25 protein-coding genes are annotated in these 25,500 nt (G+C 70.4%); 10 read left to right on the top strand and 15 right to left on the bottom strand.

Translation table 11 applies throughout. The features are described 5' to 3' along the window. Positions 1 to 9 precede the first annotated feature (9 nt). Positions 10 to 219 (top strand): CsbD family protein, encoded by a 210-nt coding sequence (locus BM362_RS23735; protein ID WP_067592088.1) that lies wholly within the window; start codon positions 10 to 12, stop codon positions 217 to 219. Between the two features lie 63 nt (positions 220 to 282). On the opposite strand, the gene BM362_RS23730 is transcribed toward BM362_RS23735, so the two are convergent. From BM362_RS23730 to BM362_RS47595, 6 genes are all read right to left on the bottom strand, one after another. Next, positions 283 to 678, bottom strand: a complete 396-nt coding sequence (locus BM362_RS23730) for a hypothetical protein (protein WP_143132467.1) — start codon at positions 676 to 678, stop codon at positions 283 to 285. Between the two features lie 61 nt (positions 679 to 739). Continuing rightward, on the bottom strand, positions 740 to 1,006 hold the full coding sequence (locus tag BM362_RS23725; protein ID WP_093574582.1) for an alpha/beta fold hydrolase: 267 nt from the start codon (positions 1,004 to 1,006) through the stop codon (positions 740 to 742). Positions 1,007 to 1,123: 117 nt separating this feature from the next. After that, positions 1,124 to 2,509, bottom strand: a complete 1,386-nt coding sequence (locus tag BM362_RS23720) for an MFS transporter (protein WP_067592083.1) — start codon at positions 2,507 to 2,509, stop codon at positions 1,124 to 1,126. A 38-nt stretch (positions 2,510 to 2,547) separates the two neighbouring features. After that, positions 2,548 to 3,570, bottom strand: coding sequence for an ADP-ribosylglycohydrolase family protein (locus BM362_RS23715; protein WP_157905103.1), 1,023 nt, complete (start codon positions 3,568 to 3,570; stop codon positions 2,548 to 2,550). 5 nt (positions 3,571 to 3,575) lie between these two features. Further along, on the bottom strand, positions 3,576 to 4,520 hold the full coding sequence (locus BM362_RS23710; protein WP_093574580.1) for a carbohydrate kinase family protein: 945 nt from the start codon (positions 4,518 to 4,520) through the stop codon (positions 3,576 to 3,578). After that, on the bottom strand, positions 4,517 to 5,236 hold the full coding sequence (locus BM362_RS47595; RefSeq protein ID WP_067592077.1) for a GntR family transcriptional regulator: 720 nt from the start codon (positions 5,234 to 5,236) through the stop codon (positions 4,517 to 4,519). The genes BM362_RS23710 and BM362_RS47595 overlap by 4 nt, the downstream gene beginning before the upstream one ends. A 709-nt stretch (positions 5,237 to 5,945) precedes the next feature. Between BM362_RS47595 and BM362_RS23700 the strand changes: the two genes are divergently transcribed. Next, positions 5,946 to 6,530: a helix-turn-helix domain-containing protein gene (locus tag BM362_RS23700; protein WP_067592074.1), complete on the top strand. Its 585-nt coding sequence runs from the start codon at positions 5,946 to 5,948 to the stop codon at positions 6,528 to 6,530. A 46-nt stretch (positions 6,531 to 6,576) separates the two neighbouring features. Here BM362_RS23700 and BM362_RS23695 read toward each other — a convergent pair whose 3' ends face one another. Continuing rightward, positions 6,577 to 7,743: an LLM class flavin-dependent oxidoreductase gene (locus BM362_RS23695; RefSeq protein WP_093574578.1), complete on the bottom strand. Its 1,167-nt coding sequence runs from the start codon at positions 7,741 to 7,743 to the stop codon at positions 6,577 to 6,579. A 194-nt stretch (positions 7,744 to 7,937) separates the two neighbouring features. Here BM362_RS23695 and BM362_RS23690 point away from each other — a divergent pair, with 194 nt between their 5' ends. From BM362_RS23690 to BM362_RS23670, 5 genes are read left to right on the top strand one after another with little or no spacing between them, the layout of a single operon-like run. Beyond that, positions 7,938 to 9,305 (top strand): purine-cytosine permease family protein, encoded by a 1,368-nt coding sequence (locus BM362_RS23690; protein WP_067592068.1) that lies wholly within the window; start codon positions 7,938 to 7,940, stop codon positions 9,303 to 9,305. Continuing rightward, entirely contained in the window at positions 9,302 to 9,709 is a 408-nt protein-coding gene (locus tag BM362_RS23685; protein ID WP_067592065.1) for a RidA family protein, read from the top strand. Before BM362_RS23690 ends, BM362_RS23685 begins: the two co-directional genes overlap by 4 nt. 12 nt (positions 9,710 to 9,721) lie before the next feature. Then, entirely contained in the window at positions 9,722 to 10,504 is a 783-nt protein-coding gene (locus BM362_RS23680; RefSeq protein WP_093574576.1) for a creatininase family protein, read from the top strand. A gap of 24 nt (positions 10,505 to 10,528) precedes the next feature. Continuing rightward, entirely contained in the window at positions 10,529 to 11,110 is a 582-nt protein-coding gene (locus BM362_RS23675; protein ID WP_093574575.1) for an NADPH-dependent FMN reductase, read from the top strand. After that, complete coding sequence (locus BM362_RS23670) at positions 11,107 to 11,727, top strand: 3,4-dihydroxy-2-butanone-4-phosphate synthase (RefSeq protein WP_093574574.1); 621 nt, start codon at positions 11,107 to 11,109, stop codon at positions 11,725 to 11,727. Before BM362_RS23675 ends, BM362_RS23670 begins: the two co-directional genes overlap by 4 nt. 277 nt (positions 11,728 to 12,004) lie before the next feature. Here BM362_RS23670 and BM362_RS23660 read toward each other — a convergent pair whose 3' ends face one another. The 3 genes from BM362_RS23660 to BM362_RS23650 all read right to left on the bottom strand — a co-directional run bounded on the left by BM362_RS23660 (position 12,005) and on the right by BM362_RS23650 (position 15,677). Further along, positions 12,005 to 13,027: an LLM class flavin-dependent oxidoreductase gene (locus BM362_RS23660; protein ID WP_093574573.1), complete on the bottom strand. Its 1,023-nt coding sequence runs from the start codon at positions 13,025 to 13,027 to the stop codon at positions 12,005 to 12,007. A 140-nt stretch (positions 13,028 to 13,167) separates the two neighbouring features. Next, positions 13,168 to 15,276, bottom strand: coding sequence for a N,N-dimethylformamidase beta subunit family domain-containing protein (locus BM362_RS23655; protein WP_093574572.1), 2,109 nt, complete (start codon positions 15,274 to 15,276; stop codon positions 13,168 to 13,170). 116 nt (positions 15,277 to 15,392) lie between these two features. Then, positions 15,393 to 15,677, bottom strand: coding sequence for a DUF1905 domain-containing protein (locus BM362_RS23650; RefSeq protein ID WP_067592054.1), 285 nt, complete (start codon positions 15,675 to 15,677; stop codon positions 15,393 to 15,395). Between the two features lie 599 nt (positions 15,678 to 16,276). Here BM362_RS23650 and BM362_RS23640 point away from each other — a divergent pair. Beyond that, positions 16,277 to 18,628: an alpha-L-fucosidase gene (locus BM362_RS23640; protein WP_093574571.1), complete on the top strand. Its 2,352-nt coding sequence runs from the start codon at positions 16,277 to 16,279 to the stop codon at positions 18,626 to 18,628. Here the strand turns inward: BM362_RS23640 and BM362_RS23635 are convergent. From BM362_RS23635 to BM362_RS23625, 3 genes are read right to left on the bottom strand one after another with little or no spacing between them, the layout of a single operon-like run. After that, positions 18,609 to 19,091: a CBS domain-containing protein gene (locus BM362_RS23635; protein ID WP_143132466.1), complete on the bottom strand. Its 483-nt coding sequence runs from the start codon at positions 19,089 to 19,091 to the stop codon at positions 18,609 to 18,611. The genes BM362_RS23640 and BM362_RS23635 overlap by 20 nt on opposite strands. Further along, entirely contained in the window at positions 19,073 to 19,255 is a 183-nt protein-coding gene (locus BM362_RS23630; RefSeq protein ID WP_067592042.1) for a hypothetical protein, read from the bottom strand. Before BM362_RS23630 ends, BM362_RS23635 begins: the two co-directional genes overlap by 19 nt. A 2-nt stretch (positions 19,256 to 19,257) precedes the next feature. Beyond that, positions 19,258 to 20,475: a PucR family transcriptional regulator gene (locus BM362_RS23625; RefSeq protein ID WP_093574569.1), complete on the bottom strand. Its 1,218-nt coding sequence runs from the start codon at positions 20,473 to 20,475 to the stop codon at positions 19,258 to 19,260. 211 nt (positions 20,476 to 20,686) lie between these two features. Here BM362_RS23625 and BM362_RS23620 point away from each other — a divergent pair, with 211 nt between their 5' ends. After that, on the top strand, positions 20,687 to 22,957 hold the full coding sequence (locus tag BM362_RS23620) for an FdhF/YdeP family oxidoreductase (protein WP_093574568.1): 2,271 nt from the start codon (positions 20,687 to 20,689) through the stop codon (positions 22,955 to 22,957). Here the strand turns inward: BM362_RS23620 and BM362_RS23615 are convergent. Next, on the bottom strand, positions 22,935 to 23,984 hold the full coding sequence (locus tag BM362_RS23615; RefSeq protein ID WP_093574567.1) for an FUSC family protein: 1,050 nt from the start codon (positions 23,982 to 23,984) through the stop codon (positions 22,935 to 22,937). The two genes, BM362_RS23620 and BM362_RS23615, sit on opposite strands and share 23 nt — an antisense overlap. A gap of 369 nt (positions 23,985 to 24,353) precedes the next feature. Here BM362_RS23615 and BM362_RS48325 point away from each other — a divergent pair, with 369 nt between their 5' ends. Next, a complete protein-coding gene (locus tag BM362_RS48325) occupies positions 24,354 to 24,923 on the top strand; it encodes a YbhB/YbcL family Raf kinase inhibitor-like protein (RefSeq protein ID WP_244287252.1) in 570 nt (189 codons plus the stop codon). 18 nt (positions 24,924 to 24,941) lie between these two features. On the opposite strand, the gene BM362_RS48320 is transcribed toward BM362_RS48325, so the two are convergent. Next, positions 24,942 to 25,499 carry an MDR/zinc-dependent alcohol dehydrogenase-like family protein gene (locus BM362_RS48320; RefSeq protein WP_208865314.1) on the bottom strand — a complete coding sequence of 186 codons (558 nt, stop codon included), beginning with the start codon at positions 25,497 to 25,499 and terminating at the stop codon, positions 24,942 to 24,944. Position 25,500 lies beyond the last annotated feature (1 nt).

Below are 25,500 nucleotides of genomic sequence, written 5' to 3'. Positions count from 1 at the left end.
AGGAGACCCATGTCGACGGGTGACAAGATCGGTGCCAAGGCAGACGACTTCGGCGGCAAGGCCAAGGAGGCCGCCGGTTCGCTGACCGGCGACGAGAAGCTGGAGAACGAAGGCAAAGCCGACCAGGCGAAGGCCGGGATCAAAGAAGCCGCCGAAAACGTGAAAGACGCTCTCGGCGACGCTGCGGGCAAAGTCAAGAACGCGCTGAAGAAAGACTGACTTTCGCGCGAAGAACGCGGGACCCCGGCACCGCGGCGGGGTCCCGCGTTCGCTTTCCGGCGGTCAGCGCTTCAGCAGGTTCGCGACGACCGCGTCCGGCCGATCCAGCGGGACGTCACGGGAACGGTGCTCAGCGGTGGCCAGGGTCCGGTTCGGCGCGGCGTGCGCGAAGTCTTGCTGCGCCTGCCGCCACGAGCGCGCGTCCTCGGGAGCCGGAACCGGCGTCCCGGCGGACACGATCACGGCCGCCGGAATGCCGGACGGCCAGGTCGCCGGCTGACGGGTCTGCCGGGTGGACGGCGCCTTCTGGAACTCTTCGGCTTGTTCCTCGTTCAACGCCACCGGCTTGGCGGTCTCCTCCGGAGTGAAGAACTGCGGCAGATCGGCGTCCACCGCACCCGCAGCCCATTGCAGACGGCTCCGGGCGAAAGCGACTTCGCCCGCCAGTGAATGCGACACGAGGACGACGTTTCCCGCCACGCCCGACCGCGTCAGCCCGGCGGCGGAATTGTCCGCCCCCCTACGGACCCGGCGCCTCGTCGCTCTCGCCCGCCCCGGTCCGGTCGCAGGCGATTGCCTCGGATCCGGTCCTGGCCGCGAGTTCCGGGACGACCTCGCGCCATTCCGGAGAATCCGTCCCGCCGCCCGCGCCGAGCGCAATGGCGCGCGACCGGCCCGGAGTCACGGAAAACGCCGTCTCGCGGCCGTTCACCGGAACCAGGCGCGGTCCGGCGGCCGGAGGATCAGCCGCGCCAGCGGCGCACGCGGCCGCGACGACCGCCGCCACCCGCCAGAATCCGTCACTGGATCCCCTCCACGCGCCGGGAAGCAACCACAGCGTCGCGAACAACCCAGTCGAACGCGATACCGCTGGCTGCCCGAGCGCGGCAGGGACGACCCCGCCTCAATCGCCGAGCGGAAGCGAGCGTTCCCCGGCCGACGCGCGCCGTTCGGCCAGGTCTTTCTCCACTGTCGGGTAGATCCGCTCCAGCCGGTAAGCCCAGAACAGCACGATCAACAGCACGAACAACGCCATCGGCACATAAACGAACAACGCGTTGATCGCGGACAGCGCCGAATCCGGCTGGGTGCGGTTCAAGCCGTTGTAGCCCGCCGCGCCCATGACCCAGCCCAGCACCGCCGCGCCCAGGCCGTAGCCGAGCTTCTGGCCCATGCTGCCCGCGCTGTACAGCACGCCTTCCAGCCGGCGGCCGTTCTTCCACTCGCCGTACTCGATGGTGTCGGGCAGCATGCCCCAGATCGCGCCGAAGATCGGGATCCGCCCGATGCCGCGAAGGATCGAGCCGGTGACGGCCAGGGTCATGTCCGTCGGGTCGATGGCGATGACCAGCGAGCCCGCCACGAAGATCGCGGCCCCGACGATCATCGGCGCGACCTTGCCGAAACGCTGGTACACCGGCTGCATGAACAGCATTCCGAGCAAAGCCGGAATGTAGAGCAGGAACGACATCAGCGCGGCGAACCCGGCATTGCCCAGGAAGTACTGGGCGAAGTAGGCCGTCGCTCCGGTGTAGAGCGATTCCGCGACGCTGAACACGATGAAGATCGCGAAGAGCAGCAGCCAGTAACGGTTCCGTCCCGCGAGCTTCAGCGATTCGGCGATCCCCGGCTGGTCCTTCGGCGGCGCGGTGTCCACGATACGTTCCCGCGTGTTGCGGAAGGTGATGAAGAACAGCACCGCCGCGACCGCGCCGAACAGGCAGAAGGTGATGATCCACGCGCGCTGGTCGTCGCCGAGCGCGCTCACCAGCGGCAGAGTGAGGACGGTGACGACCAGCGAGCCGAGGGTGGCACCGAACATCCGGGTGACGTTGAGCCGGGACCGTTCGGTGAAGTCCCGCGTCATCCGGGTGTTCAGCGTTCCGTACGGGATCACCGCCGCGCTCAGGGCGATGTTCATCAGCGCGTAGGTGATCGCGATGTACACCAGCGTCGGCGCCGGTTCCATGCCCGGCACGGTGAACACCAGGATCAGCGCGAGGGCGAACGGCGCGGCGGCCCACAGCACCCAGGGGCGCGCCTTGCCCCAGCGGGTCGAGGTCCGGTCGACGATCGCGCCCATCCCGACGTCGACCACGCCGTCGAACAGCCGCGCGATGAGCACGATCGTGCCGACCGCCGACGCCGCCGCCCCGATCACGTTGGTGTAGAAGAAAACCACGTAGGTGGCCAGCGCACCCCAGGCGATGTTCGTGGCCAGATCACCGCCTCCGAAAGAGAGGCGTTCCTTCCAGGTCACCGTGGCGAATTCTTCGCTTCGTGCGCTCATCGTCGAGCGTCCCTTCGGATCGGGGCGGGGAGAGGGGGTCAGTGCCGCGCGGCGGCGAGGAGTTCGTCGGCGAGCGCGCCAAGGTCGAGATCGTTCGCGCGCTCCACCTCGGCGACGGCCTCCGCGTCGATCGCCTCGATGCCCCGGTACGCGCCGGCGATCGCGGCCGCCATGCAGCCGATGGTGTCGCTGTCCCCGCCCGCGTTGGCGGCCAGCCGCGCGACGCGCACCGGATCTCCGCCGGCGGCGACGAAGAACCCGAGCGCCGCGGGCACCGCTTCCGCGGCAGGCAGGCCGACGCCGATCTCCCCGGCGATCAGGTCGATCGCGTGTTCGTCGTCGCGAGCCGTGATGGCCAGCGCGACCGCCCGCTCGATCCGCCGCTCGACCGACGCGCCCGGCACGTCACGGCCCTCGGTCCGGCCGAGTTCGGCACCCGCTCGCGCGCCGTCGACGGCCGCGCGGACGATGTCGACGATCTCCGCGCCGGGAGTGCAAGCCCGCGCGACCGCGGCGGCGACGGCCGCGGCGCCCGCGACACCGGGCGGCGTGTTGTGGCTGGGCACGCAGGTGGTGAACGCCGTCCGGACGGCCGCCTCCGGGTCGCCGTGGTGGAACAGCCCGACCGGCCCGACCCGCATCGCGGCCCCGTTGCTGGCACCCTGGGTCATGATGGTCCCGGTCCGGCCGACCTCGCGGGGGTCCTCGCCGCGTTCCAGCCGGGCGATCGCCTCGCGGGTGGTCGGCCCGGCGAAGTGCGGGAAGTAGTTCTCGTTCTTGGACCATTCGATCAGCAGCTGCGCCATGTCGCCGGGGCTCAGCGCGGCTCCGGTCCGGGCGAGCAGCCGGGCCAGCAGGATCATCTGGCTGGAGTCGTCGGTGATCTGCGCGGCGGCGCGCCCCTTGGCGTAGGGCGCGCCGGGGAGCGGGGCGTGGAACTCGGTGACATAGCCGCCGAACGCGGCCCGGATCTGGTCCCGGCTCAGTTCCTCGGTCGGCGCGCCGAGCGCGTCGGCCAGGCAGGCCGCGGCGAGACTGCCGTGGATCTTGGAACGCAGCACAGAATTCAACTCGGTTGCCTCTCAGTCGTGATCGTGATCAGGTCGTCTGGCCGCTCGCCGCGCTGCGAGCCGGACAGATAGGTGCGGCCGCCGACGGCGGTGACGCACCGGGTCGCCTGGGCCACCGCCCGGCGAAGGCTTTCGGGCACTTCGGCCCCGGCCAGCAACGCGCCCAGGAACGCCCCGGCCAGCGCGTCACCGGCGCCGGTCGTGTCGACGGCAGTCACCTCGCCGGTCGACCGCGCGCGATGCACGACACCGTCACGGTCCACCGCCGACGCTCCGTGCGCGCCTTCGCTGAGGACGACGAGTTCCGCGCCGAGCCGGATCAGCTGCCGGGCCGCGTCGCGCGGGGTGGCGGCGAGTTTGGCCGCCGAGGCGGCGTTGAGGAAGACGATGTCGCTGAGCCCGAGCAGCCGCGCGAACTCCGGCTGATCCGGCTCGAACGCGTCCGGTTCGAGATCGACGGCGACCCGCGTTCCGCGCTCCCGGCCGAGTTCGGCGACGGCGGCCGCCCATTCGAGGTCGTCGGCCAGCGGCGCCACGATGTCCGCCCCCGCCAGGACCGACGCGTCGATCTCCTCGATCGCCGGAATCTTGATCCCGGTGTCCGCGCCGGTCAGCGCCTTCTCCCCGCTCGCGTCGAGCTGGACGAAACACATCCAGGTCGGATGCTCGAGGTCGCGCAGGGAATGCTCGATCGACACCCCGAGCCTGCGGAGTTCGGCCAGCGCGGCATCGGTGTCCGGCCCCGCCCCGGTCTTGGTGATCAGGTCGACCGCGATGCCGTGCTGCGCGGCCGCGGCGGCGAGGTTGGCGCTCATCCCGCCGCCGTACACGCCGGACAGGGAGCCGATGGCCTTGTTGTCGTTGCCCGCGATGTGCGGGACCTGGACGAAGTAGTCGATGCTCGCGTCCCCCACGACGACGAGCCGCGCCGCGGCGCTCATCGCTCGCTTCTGAGGTCGATGTCGAGGTGGTAGCGATCGCCGCGCAGGATGTAGCGGGTGAACTCCACCGGCCGCTGATCGGCGCCGAACGACGTGCGCTCGCGCAGCATCGCCGCGACCCCGGGCGCGACCTGGAGCCGGTCGGCCTCCGCCGCGGACAGGGTGACGGCGCTGACCCGCTCCCGCGCGTGCGTGGGCTGCGCGTCGCGGCCGGAGAGGAACGCATACAGCGAATCCCCGGTGAACTCGGCGAAGTCGATCCCGGGCTGGGGGGCCAGATAGTGGTCGAGGAAGACGAACGGATCGTCGCCGATCCAGTAACGCCGCTCGATGTGGCTCACGGTGTCGCCGGGTTCGAGGTCGAGCGCCTCGGCGACTGCTGTGGCGGCGGGTTCCTCGGCATTGCCGAGCAGCTCGGGCCGGATCGCGAAGCCGCGCTGCCGGAGCTCGCGCCCCAGGCCGAGCATCGGGCTCATCGCGCGGATCTCGTTCGACGCGACGATGCTGCCCCGGCCGTGGAACCGCTCCACCAGTCCGAGCCGCTGCAGCTCCTGAAAAGCGCGCCGGACGGACGTCTGGGACACCCCGTACTGCGCCCGGAGCTGACTCTCCGACGGGAGCCAGTCCCCCGGCTTCAGCCTGCCGCTCAGGATGTCGCGCTGGATCTCGCTCTGAATCGTGCGATAAAGCGGCGCACGACTGGGTCGACCGGTCATGCAACTTAGTGTACTAAGTGTGTCAACTGGCTCGCACTGCCCTCGCTTTTCGACGACCAACCCGGTCCGGTCGAGTAACAGCCAGCCGGGTACGGCCGGCCCGAAGGACACCCGCTGGGCCGGTCGGGCCCTCAGCGAACGACCGATCCGCGCCGGAACGGCCGTGGAGGTCGAACCGCGATGACGCCGCGGAAACGACCTGGCAAGCGGGTAATCGTCACCGCGCTCCGCGCATTCGCCTGCACCGCATGCGCGGGCCCCGGCACGGCGTCCTCGTCGTCCCCGGCTCTCCGTCGCCCGTCTCCGCCGGACGCGACCGCAGAAGCACCGGCGACAACCGCGCCCTCCGCACCGCTTCCGGCTGGCTGTCCCGAGATCGTGAAGGTCTCGTCGTTGCCCGGCCAGGTGCGCACTTGGTTCCAGCTGCAAGGCACCGCCCGGGCCGTACAGCTCGCGCGGACCGCGCTCCAGGAGGGTGCGACCGTGGAAGACGCCGTCAATACCGACGTTCTCGACGGCTTCCGCAGCTCGATCAAGGCTTTCGAACGCGTCTGCCAAGGCGGACGCACCCGCTCCGGCGCCCGCTGGCGAGTTCGCGGTCCCCGAGCGGGGCGCGCCAGCTCCTCCGGCGAGAATTTCCCTTGCACATCGCCGCGTTTCCCCATCGGAGTCCACTTCGGAACACCCGCGCTCCGGTATAGTCGGGCCCATGCGAACCCCTCCCGCCCCCGATTCCGGAGCAGCGCCGGATCCGGCGAAAACACTCGGGGCGCGGGTGCGCGAACTGCGGCGCGGCCGAGGGCTGACGCTCAAGCAGGTCGGCGAGGTTTCCCGTCTCTCGCACGCTTTTCTCAGCCAGTTCGAGCGCGGGCTGGCCGCCGCGAGCGTCAGCACGTTGCAGCGGATCGCGGTCGCGCTGGACACCACGGTGTCGGCGCTTCTCGCGGGTCCCGCGGAGCAGGGCGTGGGATTGCTGCGCGCCGACGAGGGAATGGTGATGCCGGGAGCCGAAATCCCGACCGGGTCCACGGCGCGGGCGCTGTCCCGGGCGGGTTTTCCGGTGCAGCCCATCGAATACACCGGCGGCCCGGCGGAGTTCGGCGAGTATTTCGAGCACGTCGGGCAGGAGATGCTGTACGTCGTCGCCGGGCGGATCGAGCTGGATTTCGCCGACGGGCGCCGCGAGCAGCTGGGCGAGGCCGACGTGGCGACCTACCCGGGATCGCGGCCGCATCGCTGGCGCAGGCTCGGCGAGGAACCGGTCCGGGTCCTGCTGATCAACGCCGGGGAATGACAGCGGACCGCGCGGCCGGGAGAGCCGCGCGGTCCGGAAAACAAGCTCAGCGCAGCAGCGGGACGACCTGCTCGCTGAAGCGCCGCATCTGCTCGGCGGCCATGTCGTAGGTGTGCCCGGGGAAATGCGGGAACACCACGAGCTGTTCGAGGCCGAGCGTGTCCTTGTGGTGCTGCACGATCTCCGCGACCTCCTCCGGCGTGCCGACCGCCCAGCACTTCTGCTGCGTGGACTGCTCCAGCGTCGGCACCAGCCCGGCCGGGGCCCGGTTGCCGTCGTCGCCGCGGTAGCCGCTGCTCCAGCCGAACGGCGCGAGCAGATTCCAGAACTCGTCGTGCCCGATCCGCCCGGTGCGCCAGGCCTCTTCGTGGGTGTCGGCGAGGTGCACCGGCAGCACCAGAATGCGGTTCTGCCCCGGGGCCAGCCGGATGCCGTGCCGCTGTTCGTACAGCTCGGCGTAGCGCTCCCACTGTTCGCGGATGTATCCGTGGTACTGGTTCCACCAGACACAGCCGTGGCCCACCTCGGCCGCGTAGTCCAAAGTGGGCGGACTGGTGACCGCCTGCCAGATCTCGACGGGATGCAACGGACCCGGCACCAGCGTCAGCGTGTCCGCCTCGTGCTCGGGGTCGCGGTTGTCCGGCGGCGGCAGTTCGAAGAACTTCCCTTGGTAGGAAAAGGTTTCCTGGCCCAACGCCGTGCGCACGATGTCCATGTACTCGGCGAAAACCGCACGGTTGTGCGCGTCGATGACCTTGCGTTCCTCGCTGGAGGTCAGCACCCCGATGTCCGCCTGGTGCGCGGTGAGGCTGCGCAGTTCGCGAGACACCGTGCCCCGGCCGACGCCGAGCACCGCTCGTCCGCGCGACAGGTTGAGCAGGCTGCTGAAATCCTCGGCCAGCCGCAGCGGATTCCACTGCGGGACGATGCTGAACATCGAGCCCAGCCGGATCCGCGAGGTCCGCGCGGCGAGATGCGCTTCGAGCATCATCGCGTTGGGCACGACCTCGTAGCCCTCGTGCTGGAAATGGTGCTCTGCCAGCCAATAACTGTCGTATCCCAGCTCCTCGGCCAGCTCGCCCATCCCGAGCAGCCGCTCGTGCGCGTGCCACACCTGCTCGCGGGTGGCGCGCCGCCGCGCGGCGGGCACCGGGTTCCCGGCCAGCACGTCCGGCATCTCGACCGAGCCGAAGAAAAACACTCCGTGCCGCACAGCGCCTCCATCCCGCCCGGGCTCGGCCGGGTCGTCCGCAAGAATGTAAGTAATATCAACACTGTGCGGTCCGACCTGCGGAGTGTCAAGCCCAAGAACCCTCTTGACATCTGCGGAAGGCGCGGCGCAGGCTGGGGCAGCCGTGTTACCTATATCAACACTGCCGCCGCAGGGGGCTCTCCGCTGGAGGACAGATGGTCAACGAAGCCCACGCAGTCCGCCCACCCGCCGTGTCCGTCGAGCACCACGGCATCGAAAGGATTCCCGACGACCAGCGCCACGGTTCGCCGCGTTCGGCCTTTTCCCTGTGGTTCGCGGGAAATCTGCAGTATTCCGCGCTCGCGGTCGGCGCCATTCCCACCGCGTTCCTCGGCCTCGGGTTCGGCGAAGCCGTCCTTTCGCTGGCCATCGGCATCCTGATCGGCAGCGTGCTGCTGGGCTTCGCCGCGTCGATGGGGCCCCGCGCCGGGGTGCCGCAGATGATCCAGTCGCGGATTCCGTTCGGCTACTACGGCAATTTCCTGCCGGTGCTGCTCCTGTGCCTGACCGGCCTCGGCTATTTCGCGGTCAACACCGTGCTCGGCGCCTACATCGTCCGCGAGCTGTTCGGGCTGCCTTTCCTGGTTTCGCTCGTCGCGGTGGCGGCGGTGCAGATCGTCATCGCGATCATCGGGCACGATCTGGTGCACCAGGCCGAACGCTTCCTCGCGATCGTCGCGTCCGCGCTGTTCGTGATCCTCACCTGGTACGGCCTGGCGAAAGGCGATCTCGCCGCGTCCGGCGACGTCGTGGCCCGGGGTGCGGGCGGGGTCGCCGGAGGCATGCTGACCACCGTCGCCCTCGCTTCGACCAGGACGTTCGGCTGGTCGATCGGCGGTTCGGACTACACGCGCTACCTGCCGCGCGACACCTCCCGCCGGCGTGTGCTGCTCGCGGCGTTCTCCGGCGCGTCGCTGGCCGGGCTGTGGATGGCGGTCGTCGGAGCGGCGATCGGCACCGTGATCACGGTGGACAGTCCGACCGATCTGGTGGCGAAGCTGATTCCGGCCGGCCTGGCCGCCGTGATCCTGGTGGCGTTGCTCGCGGCTTCGATCTCCGGCAGTGTCCTGGACATCTACACCGCTTCGCTCGGCCTGCTGATGGTGGGCGCCAAGGTTCGCCGCTGGATCTCCGCGATCATCATCGGCGTGCTGGGGACCGCGGTCGGTTTCGTCGCCGGGCACAACGCCGGGTCCGTCTTCGGCACCTTCCAGAATTTCCTGTTCCTGATGGGTTACTGGATCGGCCCCTGGCTCGGGATCGTCGTCATGGACGCCGTGGTCTTCGGCCGCGAGGAGATCGACCCGCGGCGGTATTTCGACCGCGCCCGCCGGTTCCGCCCGGGACTGGCGGCGTTCGTGATCGCCATCGCGGTCTCCGTGCCGTTCATGGACCAAAGCCTCTACACCGGCGCGTTCGCCGAGCGCTTCCCGCAGTTCGGCGACCTCACCCCGTGGGTCGCGGGCGCGGTCGCCGCCTTGGCCTACTACCTCATCCGACGCTACCGAAAGGCCGACGCGTGACGAAACAAGCACTTGGCCCGTTGAAGTACGGCGCCACGGTCCAGCCCTGGGGCAGAGGAGCCGCGGCAGGCGGCTTCGTCTTCCTCAGCGGAATCGACGGCGTCACCGACGAGCACGGCCAGCCCGCCCACGGCGTCGCCGCGCAAACCCTCGTCACGCTCAACCGCGTGCGCCGGCTGCTCGCCGACGCGGGCGCGGAGTTCGAGGACATCGTGCAGTTCGACCAGTTCCTCGCCGATCCCGCCGACCGCGCGGAGTACATGCGGGTGCGCGACGGCTGGCTGGCCGAGCACGCGCCCAAGCTGCTGTCCGAGCGTTCGTACGCGTCGCTGCTGATCTATCCCCCGCTGGCCACCCCCGAGATGCGGGTGGAGATCCGGGCCGTCGCCCATCTCGGTGCTTGAAGGAGATTCCTTATGGCTGCACGGATATTCGCTGAACTTCGGGCGTCGCAGGTCGAGGCTGCCTGCGGACCGTCCTCGGTCGCGGTGCTGCCCGTCGGCGCCGTCGAACAGCACGGCCCGCACCTCCCGCTGGCCACCGACGCGCTCGTCGCCGAAGCAGTGTCGAAAGAAGTCGTCGCCACCCACGACGAAGACCTCTGGCTGCTGCCGACGATCAGCTACGGCCGCTCCGTCGAGCACACCTGGGCGGCGGGCACCCTGTCCCTGTCCACCGCGACCTTCGCGGCGGTGCTCGACGACATCGGACGTTCGGTCGCCGCCGCCGGCATCCGCCGGATCGTCCTCGTGAACGGCCACGGCGGGAACGTGTCCGAGATCCAGACCGCGCTGCGCGATCTGCGCTTGGCCTACGGCCTGCTGACGTTCGGCATCAACGTGTTCCTCGCCGAGGAGCACGACCCGGCCTGGGCCGCGAGCGAAAACGGGCTCGGAATCCACGGCGGGGCCGCGGAAACGTCCCTGATGCTGCACCTGCGTCCCGACCTGGTCGACCTCTCCGCCGCGCGACGGCGGATCCCCGCGCAGCTGGCCGACAACGTCCACGCCCGATTCGGCGGCAGCGTCGCGTTCGGCTGGCTGGCCGACGATTTCGGCCCCGAGGGCTACCTCGGCGACCCGACCCTGGCCAGCGCCGAAGCGGGCGCGAGCGGGTTCACGTCGATGGTCGCCGCCTTGGGCGACCAGCTCGCGGAGGTCGCCCGCTTCGACTTCCCCGATTCCGCCCGATCGCGATAACCCACCGCAGGAAGCCGGTTCGCCATGCATACCGTCCAGGAACCCACGATCGTGGGCGTCGGCGGCACCGTCCGCCCCGATTCCTCCTCCGAACGAGCCCTCCGCGCGGTGCTCGAAGACGTGCGGGCGCACGGGGCCCGCACCGAACTGTTCACCGCACGAGACCTCGGTTTCGCCATGTACGAACCGGATCTCGCGCACCGCTGCCCGTCCGCGACCGCGTTCCTCGACGCCGTCCGCCGCGCCGACGGCGTGCTGATCTCGACGCCCGGATACCACGGCGGACTGTCCGGCCTGCTCAAGAACGCCTTGGACTACCTCCAGGACCTCGCCGGCGACGACCGCCCCTACCTGCACGGACGCGCCGTCGGCTGCATCGTCAGCGCGTACGGGCCGCAAGCCGGGGTCACGACGTTGACGTCGCTGCGCTCGACTGTGCACGCCCTGCGCGGCTGGCCGACCCCGCTCGGCGTCGTGGTCGACTCGACCGCTCAGCCCTTCGCCGCCGACGGCCGCGTCGCCGACCGGAAACTCGCCGCCCAGCTCGCGACCGTCGCCGAGCAGGTGGCCCGGTTCGCGACGGCGGAGATCCGGACGGTCGCATGACCATCTCGCTCGACGCACGCCCGCTCGACGCCGCACTCGACGCGCTCGCGCACGGCCAGCCGGTCGTGCTCACCACCCCCGGCGCCGCGGCCCTCGTCCTGCCCGCGGCGGAGGCGTCCACCATCGCGCTGGCGTTCGTCATCCGGCACTCGTCCGGACTGGTCGGCGTCGCTTTGCCCGGCGACCGGTGCGACGCGCTCGACCTGCCACCCATGCGACCGAGCTTCCGCCACGACGGCGAGCGCGGCTGGTGCGTCGCGGTCGACGCCGCGACTGGCGTCACCACCGGGATTTCCGCGGCGGACCGGGCGGAGACGATCCGGCGTCTCGCGGATCGCGGCACCCGGCCCGGGGACCTCCATCGACCGGGACACGTGCTGCCTTACGCCGTCCACCCGCGAGGGATCCTCGGCAGGCTCGCACTCCCTGAAGCGGCTGTCGGCCTGTGCGTGCTGGCCCGGCTGCCCGCGGCGGCCGCGTTCGCCGAGCTGGTCAGTCCAGAAGATCCGAGGCGGATGGCCACGCCGGGCGAAGCAGCGGCCTTCGCCTCCGCGCACGGCGTGCCGGTGCTCGATTCGGCAGTCGCCGCCGTCTCCGGTCGGTGCGGGGAACCCTGAGGAATCCGATTGCCTCGGGGTTCCCCGCACCGCCTTTCCCGGCCAGCCACCGCCCGGCCAGCCGCCGCCCGGCCGATCGACGCCGAGCTGATCCGCCACGAGCACAATGCCTTCCCACCGCGCGCGAAGCTTGCCGAACGCGATCTGCCGCGAGGTCGATTGGTCGTCCGCGAGCGGGAAAAGCGTCGCAAGTCGCCGTCTGCTCCACCGGAACGTGGCGGGCTGCGCGCAGAACCCGGTCGCGCACCTCTTCGGCCGTCTCCACGCGCGGGTGCGCTCAGCGCCAGCCCAGCTCCGGGGCGACGTGGGTCAGGATGCTCTCCAGCACGTGGGCGTTGTAGTCGACGCCCAGCTGGTTCGGCACGGTCAGCAGCAGGGTGTCCGCGGCTTGGACCGCTTCGTCCTCCTTCAGCTCCCGCACCAGTTCGTCCGGTTCGGCGGCGTACGAGCGGCCGAAGATCGCCCGGGTGTTCTCGTCGATCATGCCGATCTGGTCGCGCGAATTGCGGTCGCTGCCGAAGTAGGCGCGGTCCAGGTCGTTGGTCAGCGCGAAGATGCTGCGGCTGACCGACACCCTCGGCTCGCGCTCGTGGCCCGCTTCCTTCCACGCCCCGTGGTAGGCCTCGATCTGCTTGCGCTGCTGGACGTGCAGCGGTTCGCCCGTTTCGTCGTCTTTGAGCGTGGAACTCTGCAGGTTCATGCCGAGTTTCGCCGCCCAGACGGCCGTCGCGTTCGAGCTCGAGCCCCACCAGATGCGGTCGCGCAGGCCTTCGGAGTGCGGTTCGAGCCGGAGCAGGCCCGGCGGGTTGGCGAACATCGGCCGCGGGTTCGGCTTCGCGAAGCCCTCGCCTTCGAGGAGCTTCAGGAAGACCTCGACCCGGTCACGGGCCATGTCCGCCTCGGTCTCGCCCTCCGCCGGGGCGTAGCCGAAGTACCGCCAGCCGTCGATCACCTGCTCGGGAGACCCCCGGCTGACGCCGAGCTGGAGCCTGCCCCGCGAGATGAGGTCGGCGGCGCCGGCGTCCTCGACCATGTACAGCGGGTTCTCGTAGCGCATGTCGATCACGCCGGTGCCGATCTCGATCTTCGACGTCCGCGCGCCGATGGCCGCGAGCAGCGGGAACGGGCTGCCCGCCTGCCGCGCGAAGTGGTGCACGCGGAAGTACGCGCCGTCGACGCCCAGTTCCTCGGCCGCGACCGCGAGGTCGATCGACTGGTGCAGGAAGTCGGCGGCCGACCGGGTCTCGGAGTGCGGGCTCGGCGACCAGTGGCCGAACGAGAGGAAGCCAATGTTCTTCACGCATCGTCAAACGTTCAACTACCGTGGCTCATTCCCGGGCGTCCGCCGCCTCCTCCGCGCGGTGCCGCCGAGGTTCGTGAGGGGAACCCTGAGGGACTCTGATTTCCCCTCACGAACCTCGGGCGCTGCGCAGCGGAGAGTCAGGAGAGCGCCGGCGCGGGACGGCTGAGTGCCCGGTCGAACACGTTCCGCAGCAGCCGCCGCACCACCGGGTCCACCCGGATGGCGCCGTTGAACGTCATCGACGACGCGCTGAACACGAACCCGCCGCCGGGCAGCTCCTTGCACACCATCGCCGCGCCCGCGCGGTCGGTCGGGTTCGTCCCCTGCGCGATGACCCCGCTCGGCGGCGCCTCTCCGTCGAGGCCCTGGAGGGTGTCGAACTCCCAGGCGCTCGCGGCGCCGTTGCGGCCGTGCGCGCCGAACTCGCTGCCGGGCGTCAGGCCGGTCCCGGCCAGGAACGGGTGGTCGCGCAGCACGCGGTACGGCGCGAAGGTCATCCAGCCCTCGTATTCGAAATTCACCCCGAGCAGCTGCGATTCGGGCAGGTTGTAGTGGTCGAGGAACAGATCGCGGCTGCCGTCGGCGGCACGGAACGTCAGTGTGGTGCCGTCGGCGTCGAACTCCGCGCGCTCGTAGATCTGGTTGCCTCCGGTGGCGATCACGCTGCCCCCGGAGGCGAGGTAGTTCGCCAGATTGGTGCGCATGGCCATCGAGAAGTACTCCGGATGCGAACCGAGCACGACCGCGCTGTACGCCGGGAGCCAGCCGCCGACGTGCAGATCGTGGTCGATGTAGCAGTCGAACCCGATCTGCTCCGCGCTCAGCCAGCGCAGCAGCTCCAGGTCGCTGTACAGCTCCAGGTCGTATTGGCCCTTCGGCGCGATCAGCCAGGTGTAGCTGGGCCGCAGGAACGAGATCGGGCGCCGGACGCCTTCCTGGCCCTCGGAATACTGGTCGTGCCCGCTCCAGCCGTTGTACGCGTGGTAGGTGTTGGTCGGCAGGACCACGGCGATTTTCCGCGCCGGCGCCGCGGGCCGCACCACGAACGGGATGTGCTGCACCCGGCCGAACCGGCCGGTCAGCCGCGCGGCGTACACCCCGGACGGCCAGGTCGCGGGGATGCCGGCGGCGTAGCGCTCGGCCCAGCCGCATCCGGCGGACCGGTAGTTCGCGGCCACCGTCTGCAGGCCGCCTGCGACGGTGGTCGTCCCGGTGACCGCCTCCGGCGTGTCCCCGCCGGGGGCGACGCGCACGAGCTGCGCGGTGACCGAGCTGAACGCCGTCGACAGCGCGATGGAAACGCGGCCGCCGGCGGGCACGCTCTGCTGCCGCGGATACCCTTGCAGCCCGGCGCCGCGCTCGACGGTGAAACCCTTCCCGACGACGACACCGGTCCCGTTGTCGATCCAGCGCGGCCCGCCGTCGGTGTCGACCGTCTCATGGTTGGCGAGGCGCAGTTCGACGAGATCGCCGTCGTCGCCCGGCACCGTCGAATGATCGATCCGGATGAGATAAACCGCGCCGTTGCCGCCTCCGGCGAACAAGTCCCGGCGGAACAGCTCGAACCAGTCGTTGTCGCCGATCGCGACGGGCTGCCCGCCGTTCGCCCATCCGATGCCGTCGCGGTAGCGGAACCAGGTGAGCGCTCCGGTGCCGCTGACCGCGTAAAGGACATTCGCGGTGTCGGAGAACAGATAGCGCGCGGCGTTGAATCCGTCGCCGAGCGGTTGAGGCGTTTCGAAAGTGCCGTTGACTCGCCGTGAGCGGTACAGGACTCCGTCGGCGTCCACGCACCAGATGACGCCGCCCGGGCCGCCGAAAATGCGCGGGAAGGCGTTGAATCCGGTCCCCACGACGACGCCGGTGCCGTTGTTGGCCCACGTCCCCGCGCCGGTGTCCAGGTCGGCGACGAGCCGCTGGTAGCACAGCACCGTCCCGTCCCCGCGCACTCCGTAGAGGACGCCGTTCAGATCGCCGAGCACCGTGTCGAAGTCCTGCCAGCCGGATCCGATCAGCAGGCCGCCGCCCTGGTTGGCCCAGTCGAACGCGGCGGCGGGCCAGCCCCGGTGCCGGTACCAGTACAGGGCGCCGTCCGACTGCACGGCGTAGACGATCCCGTCGCCTCCGCCGACGAGCCTGCTCCACCGCTGGTGCGGATCGAACGCTCCGGTTTCCCGTGCTTCTTCCGGAGGTGCCTGTGCTGCTTCGGCGATCGGCAATGCCGGACGGCCGCTGATGGTCCCCATGTCTCCCCCAGGAGTTCGGTGTGCGTCCCCTTCGCACACTTCTGATGGGGCTCACGCTCGGGCGGCCGCAGGTCGTTTACCCGGCGGCGCCACGACCACCCGATCAGCGCAACGGCTCAGCGGGCGAGGCGTTCCAGCAGGACGACGGTCACCGTGTCCCCGGCCTCCTTGCCGATCGCTTTCCGGAGCGAGGCGTTGACCGGGAGTTTGTGAGTGCCGTCGCCGAGCGCCATGAAGGAACTGCGGAACGGCTCGCCGTCGACGGTGCCGCGGACCTTCACCAGGCCGCGGGTGCCGAAGAACTCCGCGGAGCCGGGCCAGATCAGGTAGGTGTGGCCGCCTTTGGCCGGGCTTGTGCGCAAGGTCGCGGTGAATTCCTCGTCGAGTTCGCCGGTCGTCATCGGGTTCTCCTTCGGGTCGGCGGAACGTTCACCCCGAGGTACGAACCTGGTCGCGGGATTTCGACACGGTACCGGCCTGCCGCCGGTTGTGAAGTGGATTCCGCCAGAGGCCGAGTCGTGGATTCCGTGTCCCGCAGCACGATGCCGGGGTTGTCCTTGCACTGGGCGAAGAACTGATCGCGCCGAATTTCCGCTGTCCGCCCCAGAAAGCGCCGCCGCAGCGGTGCGGGGCGTTGTCCGCGCTCAGCGGCTGCCCGAAGAACGGCAGCAGGTCGTGGCCGGTCGCCGGCATGATGCCCGGGTAGTTCGCGGAATACGTTGTCGTGCGCGATCTCCACGGCCGGATCCTTCACCTCCCGGTTCGCCCGGACCGCGAGCGAATCGGCGGAACGCACGAGTTCTCCACCCGCGAGTTCCGGGCGCCGTGCTCCGGCATCCTGATTCTTCCTGCTCCGCTCAGCGGGATCTCCTTGACAGCACTCCCGTGCACACCGACGATGATTCATCAGATGTATCGGCCGCATCCTCGCCCCGATCTCCCTGATGATCGAGAAAATCCCGCCAGGCATCGGACCACTGGACTTCACTGTGGAGGCTCCATGACGACCTATCCTCGCCGGCACGCACTCGGCATGGCACTCGGCGGCGCGGTGCTGCTCGGGCTGCCGGGCACCGCGGCGGCCGCGGGCGGGCCGGCGCGGCCGGTGGTCACGGACGGGGCGGGCGCGCCGGTCGTGCCGCCGCCTCCGCCGGTGCCGGTCCCGCTCGACGCGTGGTTCGACAACGACGGCATCGACTCCGCGAACGCGCACGACGGGAACTTCGACGGCTCCGGCTACACCTTCCCGGCGGAGCAGATCCCGGCGGGCAGCACGGTCACCGCGGGCGGCGTGCCGTATCTGCTCGGCTCGGCGGCCGCCGGGGCGAAGAACAACGTCGTCGCGCTCGGCCAGCGCGTCGACCTGCCGAAAGGCCGGTACTACGGCGCCGCGTTCCTCGTCGCGTGCAGTTACGGCAGCACCGGAGGCGACGCGACCGTCCACTACGCCGACGGCAGCACCAGCACCGCCGCCCTGTCCGGCTCCGACTGGTACGGCTCCGGCGGCGCCGTCGCCTCGACTTTCCGCTACGGCCCGGGCGGCGTCGCCGACCAGAACCCGGTGTCGATCGGCACCGCGCAGGTGTGGATCGATCCGGCACGCGAGGCGGTCGCGCTGACTCTGCCCAAGACCGCCCGACCGGCGGCGAATGCGGCGAGCCTGCACGTGTTCGCCTTGACGCTGCAGCCGGTCGCGCAAGGCCGTTCGGCCACCGTCCTCGACGCCCGGGCGACCGCGAACCTGCTGCAGGACGGCGGTCCGCAGGCAGTCGAGGCGACGATCGTCAACACCGGCACCGTCTGGCTGGAAACGCGCGACCGGATCACCGTCACGCTCGACGTGCCGGGGGGCCGGGTGCGCACGCCAGCGCCGATTCCCCGCCTCGCGCCGGGCGAACAGACCACCGTGCGGCTCGGCCTCGCCGCCGACCGCGGCCTGCCCGCCGGGACCCCGGCGACCGGCCGGATCCGGGTGCTCGCCGACCGGTCGACGATCGCCGCCCGGACCTTGCCGGTGCCGCTCGGCATTCCGGATTTCCGGCCGGCCGACGCGTCGCTGTCCACGCACCGCGCGCCGTATTGGTTCCGCGACGCCAAATTCGGGATCTTCATCCACTGGGGCGTGTACTCGGTGCCCGCGTGGGCTCCGGTCGGACAGCAGTACGCCGAGTGGTACTGGAACAACCAGCAAGACCCCGACGGCCCCACTTACGCCCACCACGCCAAGACATACGGCGAGTCGTTCGTCTACGACGACTTCATCCCGAGGTTCACCGCCGCCCGGTTCGATCCGCGTTCGTGGGTGCGGCTGATCGAGGACGCGGGCGCACAGTACTACGTGCTCACGTCCAAGCACCACGACGGTTTCGCCTTGTGGGACACGAAAGTCAGCGGCCGCAACGCCAAGAAGCTCGGCCCGCGCCGCGACCTCGTCGCCGACCTGTTCGCCGCCTCGCGCAAGTACACGCCGGGCCTGCGCAACGGCCTGTATTTCTCACTGCCCGAATGGTTCAACCCGGACAACCCGTGGATGGGCCACGCACCGCGCAATCCGTACACCGGCGCGCCGCTGCCCTACACCGGCTACACCGCCGGACGCGATTTCGTGAAGGATCTTCAGGCGCCGCAGGTGCTGGAGCTGATCTCCGGCTTCGACCCGGACGTGCTGTGGTTCGACATCGGCGGCGTGAACGACAGTCGCGAAGTGCTCACCGAATACTTCAACCGGGCCAAGAACCGGCGACGGCCCAAGGACGTCACGTACAACGACCGCGGCGGCATCCCGGACCACGACTTCACCACGCCGGAGTACACGACGTACCCCAACACGGTCGTCGCGAAGTGGGAGTCGAGCCGGGGCCTGGACCCGTTCTCCTACGGCTACAACCGCGCGACGCCGGAGGGCAAGTACATGACCACCGCCGACGTGGTGCACACGCTGGTCGACGTCGTGTCGAAGAACGGGAACTTCCTGCTGGACATCGGCCCCGATTTCGACGGCACGATCCCGGCGGTGATGCGGCAGCGGCTGCGCGAGACCGGGGTTTGGCTGCGCACCAACGGAGAAGCGATCTACGGCACCACGTACTGGTCGCGAATGGCCCAGCTCGGCGACCTGCGGTTCACCGTGCGGCCCGGTTCGGCGTTCTACGTCATGTCGCTCGTCGCGCCGGGCTCGCGGCTCGTGGTCGACGCTCCGGTCCCGATCCGCCGCGGCGACCGCGTGAGCATGCTCGGCTACGGCGGGCCGCTGCACTGGAGTCAGAGCGAGGGCCGGCTCGTCATCGACGTTCCCGCGGCGGCGCGTGCGGCGGGAAAGCACGCTTGGGTGTTCAAAGTGGACTGGCGCTGAAGCAGGCCGGGGCGGTCCGCGACGGGCCTCCCCGGCACCCGCTCTCCCGATCCTGCGCCCGGGCCGCCACGTCGGCGTCCGAGCAGAATCCGCGGCCGCTGCGCTTCAAACACAGCAAGCCCAGCAATCGCCCGCTCGCGTCCACTACCGCCAGCCTGCGCCGGGACATGCTCAGCCACGTCGCGTACAGGTCCGCCTCCGGACCCACCACCCGGCCGGTCACCCGGCCCGCCCGGCAAGCCGGAAGCGCGTCCGGCAGCCCGTCCAGATCCGGCCGCTCCACGACGCTCAGCAGCGTTTCCCCGGAAACGACCAGCGCGGCATGCACGTGATCGTCCTCGAAGAGCGCGCGCACCTCGCCGGCCGTCGCCGAGGCGTCGAGCACCTTCGGCACCCGGAGCATCGCCTCGCCGACGGTCGACGCGCCGCGGAAATCCGGTGCCGTCACTGCGGGTTGTCCCACTCCGCGTCAGCCTGGTCCTCCGCCTTCGTGCGTTCGCCCGCCAGCTCCAGAGCGCGCTGTGCGGCGGCCTCGTCCGGGTACGGGCCGAGCCGGTCGACGCCGCGCGCTCGGCGGCCGCGCTCGACCTCGTTCGTGCGCGTGTTGCAGTACCACTCTTCAGACATCGTCAGCTCCCCCGCGAATCGATCGAGCGCGCCGAATCGACCCGCAGCGCCTGCATAGCGGTGACCAGTTCGGCCAGGTCCCGCGGATCGGTCAGCGTCCGGTCGGTGAGTTCCCGGATCCGGCGCAGCCGGTACCGGACCGTGTTGGCGTGGCAGTGCAGCACCTGCCCCGCGCGGTCGGAGGAGCCGCCGTGCGCGAAGTACGCGTCCAGCGTCTCCAGCAGCACGTCGCGTTCCTCGGCGGGCAGTTCCAGCACCGCACCGAAGACCTGCTCCCCCAGCCTGCGGCCCTCGTCCGGGTCGTAGGCGACGAAGGCGGCCAGCGGGCTCGGGTCGAACGCGCGGACCTCGCCCCGTTCGGGCGGGATGCCCGACAGCGCGGTCCGTGCCAGGTGGACCGCGCGCGGGGTTTCGGTCAGCGAGCGGAACAGCGGGCTGACGCCGGTGCGGGCCAGCGCCAGTTCGCGCAGCAAGCCGAGCATCGCGTCGTACTGCTCCTCGCGCAGCGACACCACGCCGGCCTGCAGCGTCGGCGACAGATGCCACGCCGACACGATGCCGAGCTTGCCGAGCCGCCGCTCGACGCCGACCAGGCTTTCTTCGGCCAGCCCGCGCGTCTCGGCGGCGACCACGGTCAGCTTGCCGTCCAGCGACAGGCCGAGCAGCCGTCCCGCCTCCCACGGCCCGGAATCGGACCCGCGCGCGCCGGTCAGCAGCACCTCGGCCAGCGCGGACCGCCGCCGCTGCTGGGCGACCAGCAGTTCCGCGCTCGCCGCCCGGTACGCCTCGGTGACGCGGACCGCGTGCTCGTCGGTGACCCGCCACAGCAGGCTCGCGACATCGATCAGCACGTCGGTGCTTCCGGTCTCGCGAGCGCGGCCCACCAGCAGGTCCCACAGCATCGCGCAGGCGATCCGGTACACCTGCAGCACCTCGGGCAGCGGCGCGCCCTGGTGCGCCCGGCGGCGGCCGGTCTCCTTCGGCGCGCGCTGGTCCGGCGTCTCGCCGCCGCGGAGCGCGTCGACCATGAACCGGAGGTTCACCGCGATCGAGCGGCGCAGGTCGGCGCGCGGGACGATCTTCTCGTCCCGGTACATCCCGATCCGCTCGCAGCTCGCCGCGCAGACGTCGTCGATCAGCCGGGGCAGCCGAACGCCTGCCCAGGCGACGAGTTCGGTCAGGGCGGCGGTCCGCACAGCGCTTTCGTCCCGGTCGGCCACGTCCGGGATCGTACCCGCGCCCCCGAGCGGCCGCCCCCGCGGATTTCCCTCCCGGGAAAGCGCTCTCCGATTTATCGCGCATTTTGTGAGCCGGAACAGAATTGTTTGTCGCGCTCCACAACAACCCCGTTCGCATTCCCCGGCCGGATGCCCGGCGCGGGCCGTCGTGCTTGAATCGACAGGGAAGCACAGTTCCGGCGAGAGGGTTACGGTGGACGAGCAGCGCGAGGGCCGGCCGGAGTTCAAGCCTTACCACCATCCGGCCGCGGGCTGGGGCGCGGCGAAAAGCGTGACGCAGTTCCTCGTCCGGGAACGGGAACTCGTCGCCGGCCCGCGCGCGATCGTGAAGATGAATCACGAGAACGGCGGGTTCGACTGCCCGGGCTGCGCGTGGCCGGACGACACCAAAGGCCTGCATCTCGACATTTGCGAAAACGGGATCAAGCACGTCACCTGGGAGATGACGCGCAAACGCGTCGGCGCGGAATTCTTCGCCGCGCACACCGTGTCCGAACTGGACGGCTGGAGCGACACCGCGCTGGAGGCGCAGGGCAGGCTCACCGAGCCGCTGCGCTACGACGAGAAAACCGACCGGTACGTGCCGATCTCGTGGGACAAGGCGTTCGAGCTGGTCGGCGCCACGCTGCGCGGTCTCGGCTCTCCCGACCAGGCGGCGTTCTACACGTCCGGGCGGCTCGGCAACGAGGCGACGTTCCTGTACCAGCTGTGGGCACGGGAGTTCGGCACCAACAACCTGCCGGACTGCTCGAACATGTGCCACGAAGCGAGCGGCCGCGCGTTGCAGGCCGCCCTCGGCACCGGCAAGGGCACCGCGGACATCCACGACTGGGAAGCCGCCGACGCGCTGTTCATCATGGGCGTCAACGCGGCGTCGAACGCACCCCGGATGCTCACCGCGCTCGCCGAAGCGCACCGGCGCGGCGCGCAGGTCGTGCACATCAACCCGCTGGTCGAGGCCGGGGCCACGCGCACGATCATCCCGCACGACTTCGTCCGGATGGCGACGTTCCGGGCGACCCCGACGTCCACCCTCAACCTCCAGCCGCGCATCGGCGGCGACCTGGCGTTCCTCCGCGGCATGGCGAAAGCCCTGTTCGAGATGGCGGAAACCGATCCCGGGGCGATCGACTCGGAGTTCCTGGAGACCTGCACCAGCGGCGTCGAGAAGTACCAGGTCGTCTGCGAAACCACGTCCTGGGCCGAGCTGGAACGGCAGTCCGGGCTGACCGAGGGCGAGATCCGCGCGGCGGCGAAGATCTACCGCGACGCCGACCGGTCGATCATCAGCTGGTGCCTCGGCGTGACCCAGCACGAGCACGGCGTCGACACCGTCCGCGAGATCGTGAACCTGGTGCTGCTGCGCGGAAACATCGGCCGCCCCGGCACCGGGCCGTCGCCGGTGCGCGGGCACAGCAACGTGCAGGGCAACCGCACCTGCGGCATCGACCACCGCCCGGCGCCGGAATTCCTCGACCAGCTCGCCGAGGTCTGCGGCATCGACCCGCCGCGCCACCACGGGCTCGACACCGTCGGCGCGATCGAGGCGATGCATCGCGGCGACGTGCGCGTGTTCGTCGGCATGGGCGGCAACTTCGCCCTCGCCGCGCCCGACACCTCCTACACCGCGGCCGGGCTGCGCAAGTGCGAGCTGACCGTGCAGGTCAGCACCAAACTCAACCGCGGCCACCTCGAACACGGCACACAGGCGCTGATCCTGCCCTGCCTCGGCCGGACCGAAAAAGACTTCCAGGCGGCCGGGCTGCAGTCGACGTCCGTCGAGGACGCGATGAGCATGGTCCACCTGTCCACCGGCATGAAGAAGCCGGCCTCGCCGCACCTGCTGTCCGAGCCCGCGATCATCGCCGGGATGGCGAGCGCCACACTGCCGGAGAGCCCGACGCCGTGGGCGGACTACGTCGGCGACTACGACCGCATCCGCGACACCATGGCGCGGGTGCTGGACGGATTCGAGGACTTCAACACCCGCGTCCGCGAACCCCTGGGCTTCCGCATCCGCCAGGCCGCGCGCGAACGGGTCTTCCGCACGCCGTCCGAGCGCGCCGAGTTCTCGACCGCGGACCTGCCGGACGTCGTCCCCGCCGCAGGCACGCTGGCGCTGGGCACGATGCGCTCGCACGACCAGTGGAACACGACGATCTATTCCGACGACGACCGGTATCGCGGCATCAAGAACCTCCGCACACTGGTGTTCCTGAACACCGAGGACATGCGGGACCGCGGGCTGAGCGAGTTCGACGAGGTCGACATCACGGCCACCGCGAAGGACGGAACGGAGCGTTCGGTGCGGCGTTACCGGGCGATCCCGTACGACATCCCGCGCGGGTGTGCGGCGGGGTATATGCCGGAGATGAACGTGTTGTGCGCCATCGGCGATTACAGCACGCAGAGCGACCAGCCGTTGATGAAGCATTTGAAGGTCACGGTCGAGCGCTCCGCTTGAGCGCGGCGGTCCGGCACGGGGCGCGAACCAGCACTGCCGCCCCGATCCCGGCCGCCACACCGACCAGCGTGTCCGCCACCCGCGCGGTGAGCAGCGTCGCGGGGGCGGCGGGCGCGGCCAGTTCCGTCATCACCAGGATCAGCGGAGTGAAGAACCCCAGCGCGATCCCGTAGTGCCGGGACATGAACAACTCCGTCGGGAACAACAGCACAATCACCGCCAACGCCAGCGGCGCGGCTCCGAATCCCGGCAAGAGCAGCAAAGCCGTGACGACCAGTCCGGCGAGCGTGCCGAGGACCCGGTGCGCGCTGCGGTCCAGCACGCTGCGCAGGCCCGGATGCACCCGGCTGCGCGGATCAGCCGCCGCCAGCTGGACCGCCGCCGAGGCCATCGCCCAGTTCGCGTGGTCCACGCCGAGCAGCAGGCCGACCGCGCCCGCGGCGGCGATCGCCGACGCGTACCGGGCGGCGTGCACGACGGCGCAGGCGGCGCCGCATTCCGGTGCGCAGGCCGGCTTCCCGGGAGGGGCCGGGCGTTCCGGACCGGTCAGTCCAATGAGGACACACCCGGCGATCGTGCCCGCGCACAAGGCGATTCCGGCCCACGGTTCGACCCGCCCGGCGGGCACCAGAGCGATCGCGCCGAGTGCGAAGATGCCGAAGAACGGTCCACGCGGGCTCAAATCCAAGCGATTCGTCACGAGTGCGCAGCCGAACGAGAACGTGGCCTCGGTGACCACCAGCAGCCAAGACGGCGCGTTCCCGGCCGACAGCAGCACCCCCAGCGAGACGCCGCTCAGCAGCACCGCACCCGCCTGGATCTGGTGCCGGAAACGGAGTACGCGCGACTCGGCCCGGCCGTACATCCCGGCGAAGGAACCGAACGCGGCGAAAATGATCAAGTCCGGACGGCCCCCCGCGAGCAGCGCCAGCCCGGGAATCAGCAGCCCGGCCGCGACCCGGCCCGCGTGCCACCATTCGCCGCCGTCGAACGAACGCGCGGCTGCGGCCGAGGTCGCCACCGGCACCTGTCCTCCGCTTGATCGTCTGACGGGACCGCACCGGGATCAGCCGGTCTTCCTACGGTATCTGCGCCAACGGCAGTACCAGGCCGGTTTGTGGGGCGCCACAATAATGTCTGCGCCGTCAGCCAAGCGCGCACCGCGGCGATTTTCGCCGAAACGAGATTCCAGGAAAACGTGGTCCCCTTCGACGTCGAAGAACATCGCGGCCTCGATTCGGTGCGTGGCCGCCCCGTCGTCAGCCTGCCGCGCCGCATGTCACTCTTGACGGGAAACGTGGTACTCACTGCCGCTGGCGCGCCGGTGCTCGCCGATTCCGGCGCACACTCTCCCCACGAAAGGACAAGAGACCACCAGCAGCCTCGGGAGCCTCCAGTGAGACGCACCAGAATCGCTCTCTTCGCCCTGCTCGTCCTCTGCGCCGCGAGTTTCGGCCCCGCCGCCGCGTCGGCGAATCCGGGACGCGCCGCCTTCGCCCTCTCCAGCGCCGCCTTCGCCGACGGCGGGATGATCCCCAAGGTCCACGACTGCGCCAGCAGCGGCGACGGCGACCCCGGAAAGAAGAACGAGTCGCCGCCGCTGGCCTGGTCCGGCGCGCCGGAGCAGGCCAAGAGCTACGCGATCGTCCTGCACGACCTCGACAACGGCATCATCCACTGGGTCGTCTACGACATCCCGGCGAACATCGCCGGACTGCCGCAGAACATCGACCACGTCTACCAGCCGACGGTGCCCGCCGGGTCTCGGCAGGCCTACTACCGCGGCAGCGCGAACTTCTTCGGATACCAGGGCCCGTGCACGACGAACCACACCTACGAGTGGGCCGTGCACGCACTGAACAAGGAATCGCTCACCGAACTCGGCTCCGCCTCGTCCACCCAGGCCGCCGAGGCCGCGATCGACGCGGCGACCATCGCGACCGCTTCGCTGCGCGGCAGCTCGTAGCGGAACCGGGGGCACGGTTCAGAAGGCGATCACCTGGCGGACCGCGCCTCCGTCCCGCAGCCGGGCGAAACCCGCGTTGATCTCGTCCAGCGTGCTCGAACGCCTCACCGGAAGCGACCTCGCCTGGTACAGCGCGATGAACCGGGGCACCTCCCGCCGCGGCACGCACGAACCGAGGTAACTCCCACGCGGGGTTTTCTCCTCGGCTACCAGGCTTTGCGCGGGCAGGGTCGGCCCGGCGGGCAGGGTCGGCCCGGCGGGCAGGGTCGCCTCGTGAGCCTGGCTCAGCGCAGCGACCACAACGGTCGTGTCGACCGCGTGATCCACCCGGCCGCCGATCACCGCGACGTCACCAGTCAGCAGCGCTATCGCGACCGCGAAGTCGATGCCGCAGGCGACGCCGACCAGCCCGCCCCGAAGCCGCCGCCGGTCGCGGTGAGCACCGCGCCGAGCCCGGCGGTCGAAGAACAGTCCGCCCAGGACCACGTACCACAGCAGGTTCGCCTTGCGCGGCAGCTTCGGCACCGTGTTGATCACCCCGGTGACCGCCGAACCATTCGCGATCGATCGCGGCATT

The organism is Amycolatopsis rubida, from assembly GCF_900115345.1.
Taxonomy (GTDB): domain Bacteria; phylum Actinomycetota; class Actinomycetes; order Mycobacteriales; family Pseudonocardiaceae; genus Amycolatopsis; species Amycolatopsis rubida.
The sequence above is the reverse complement of the archived record's forward strand: the minus strand, read 5'-3'. Positions and strand labels throughout refer to the sequence as shown.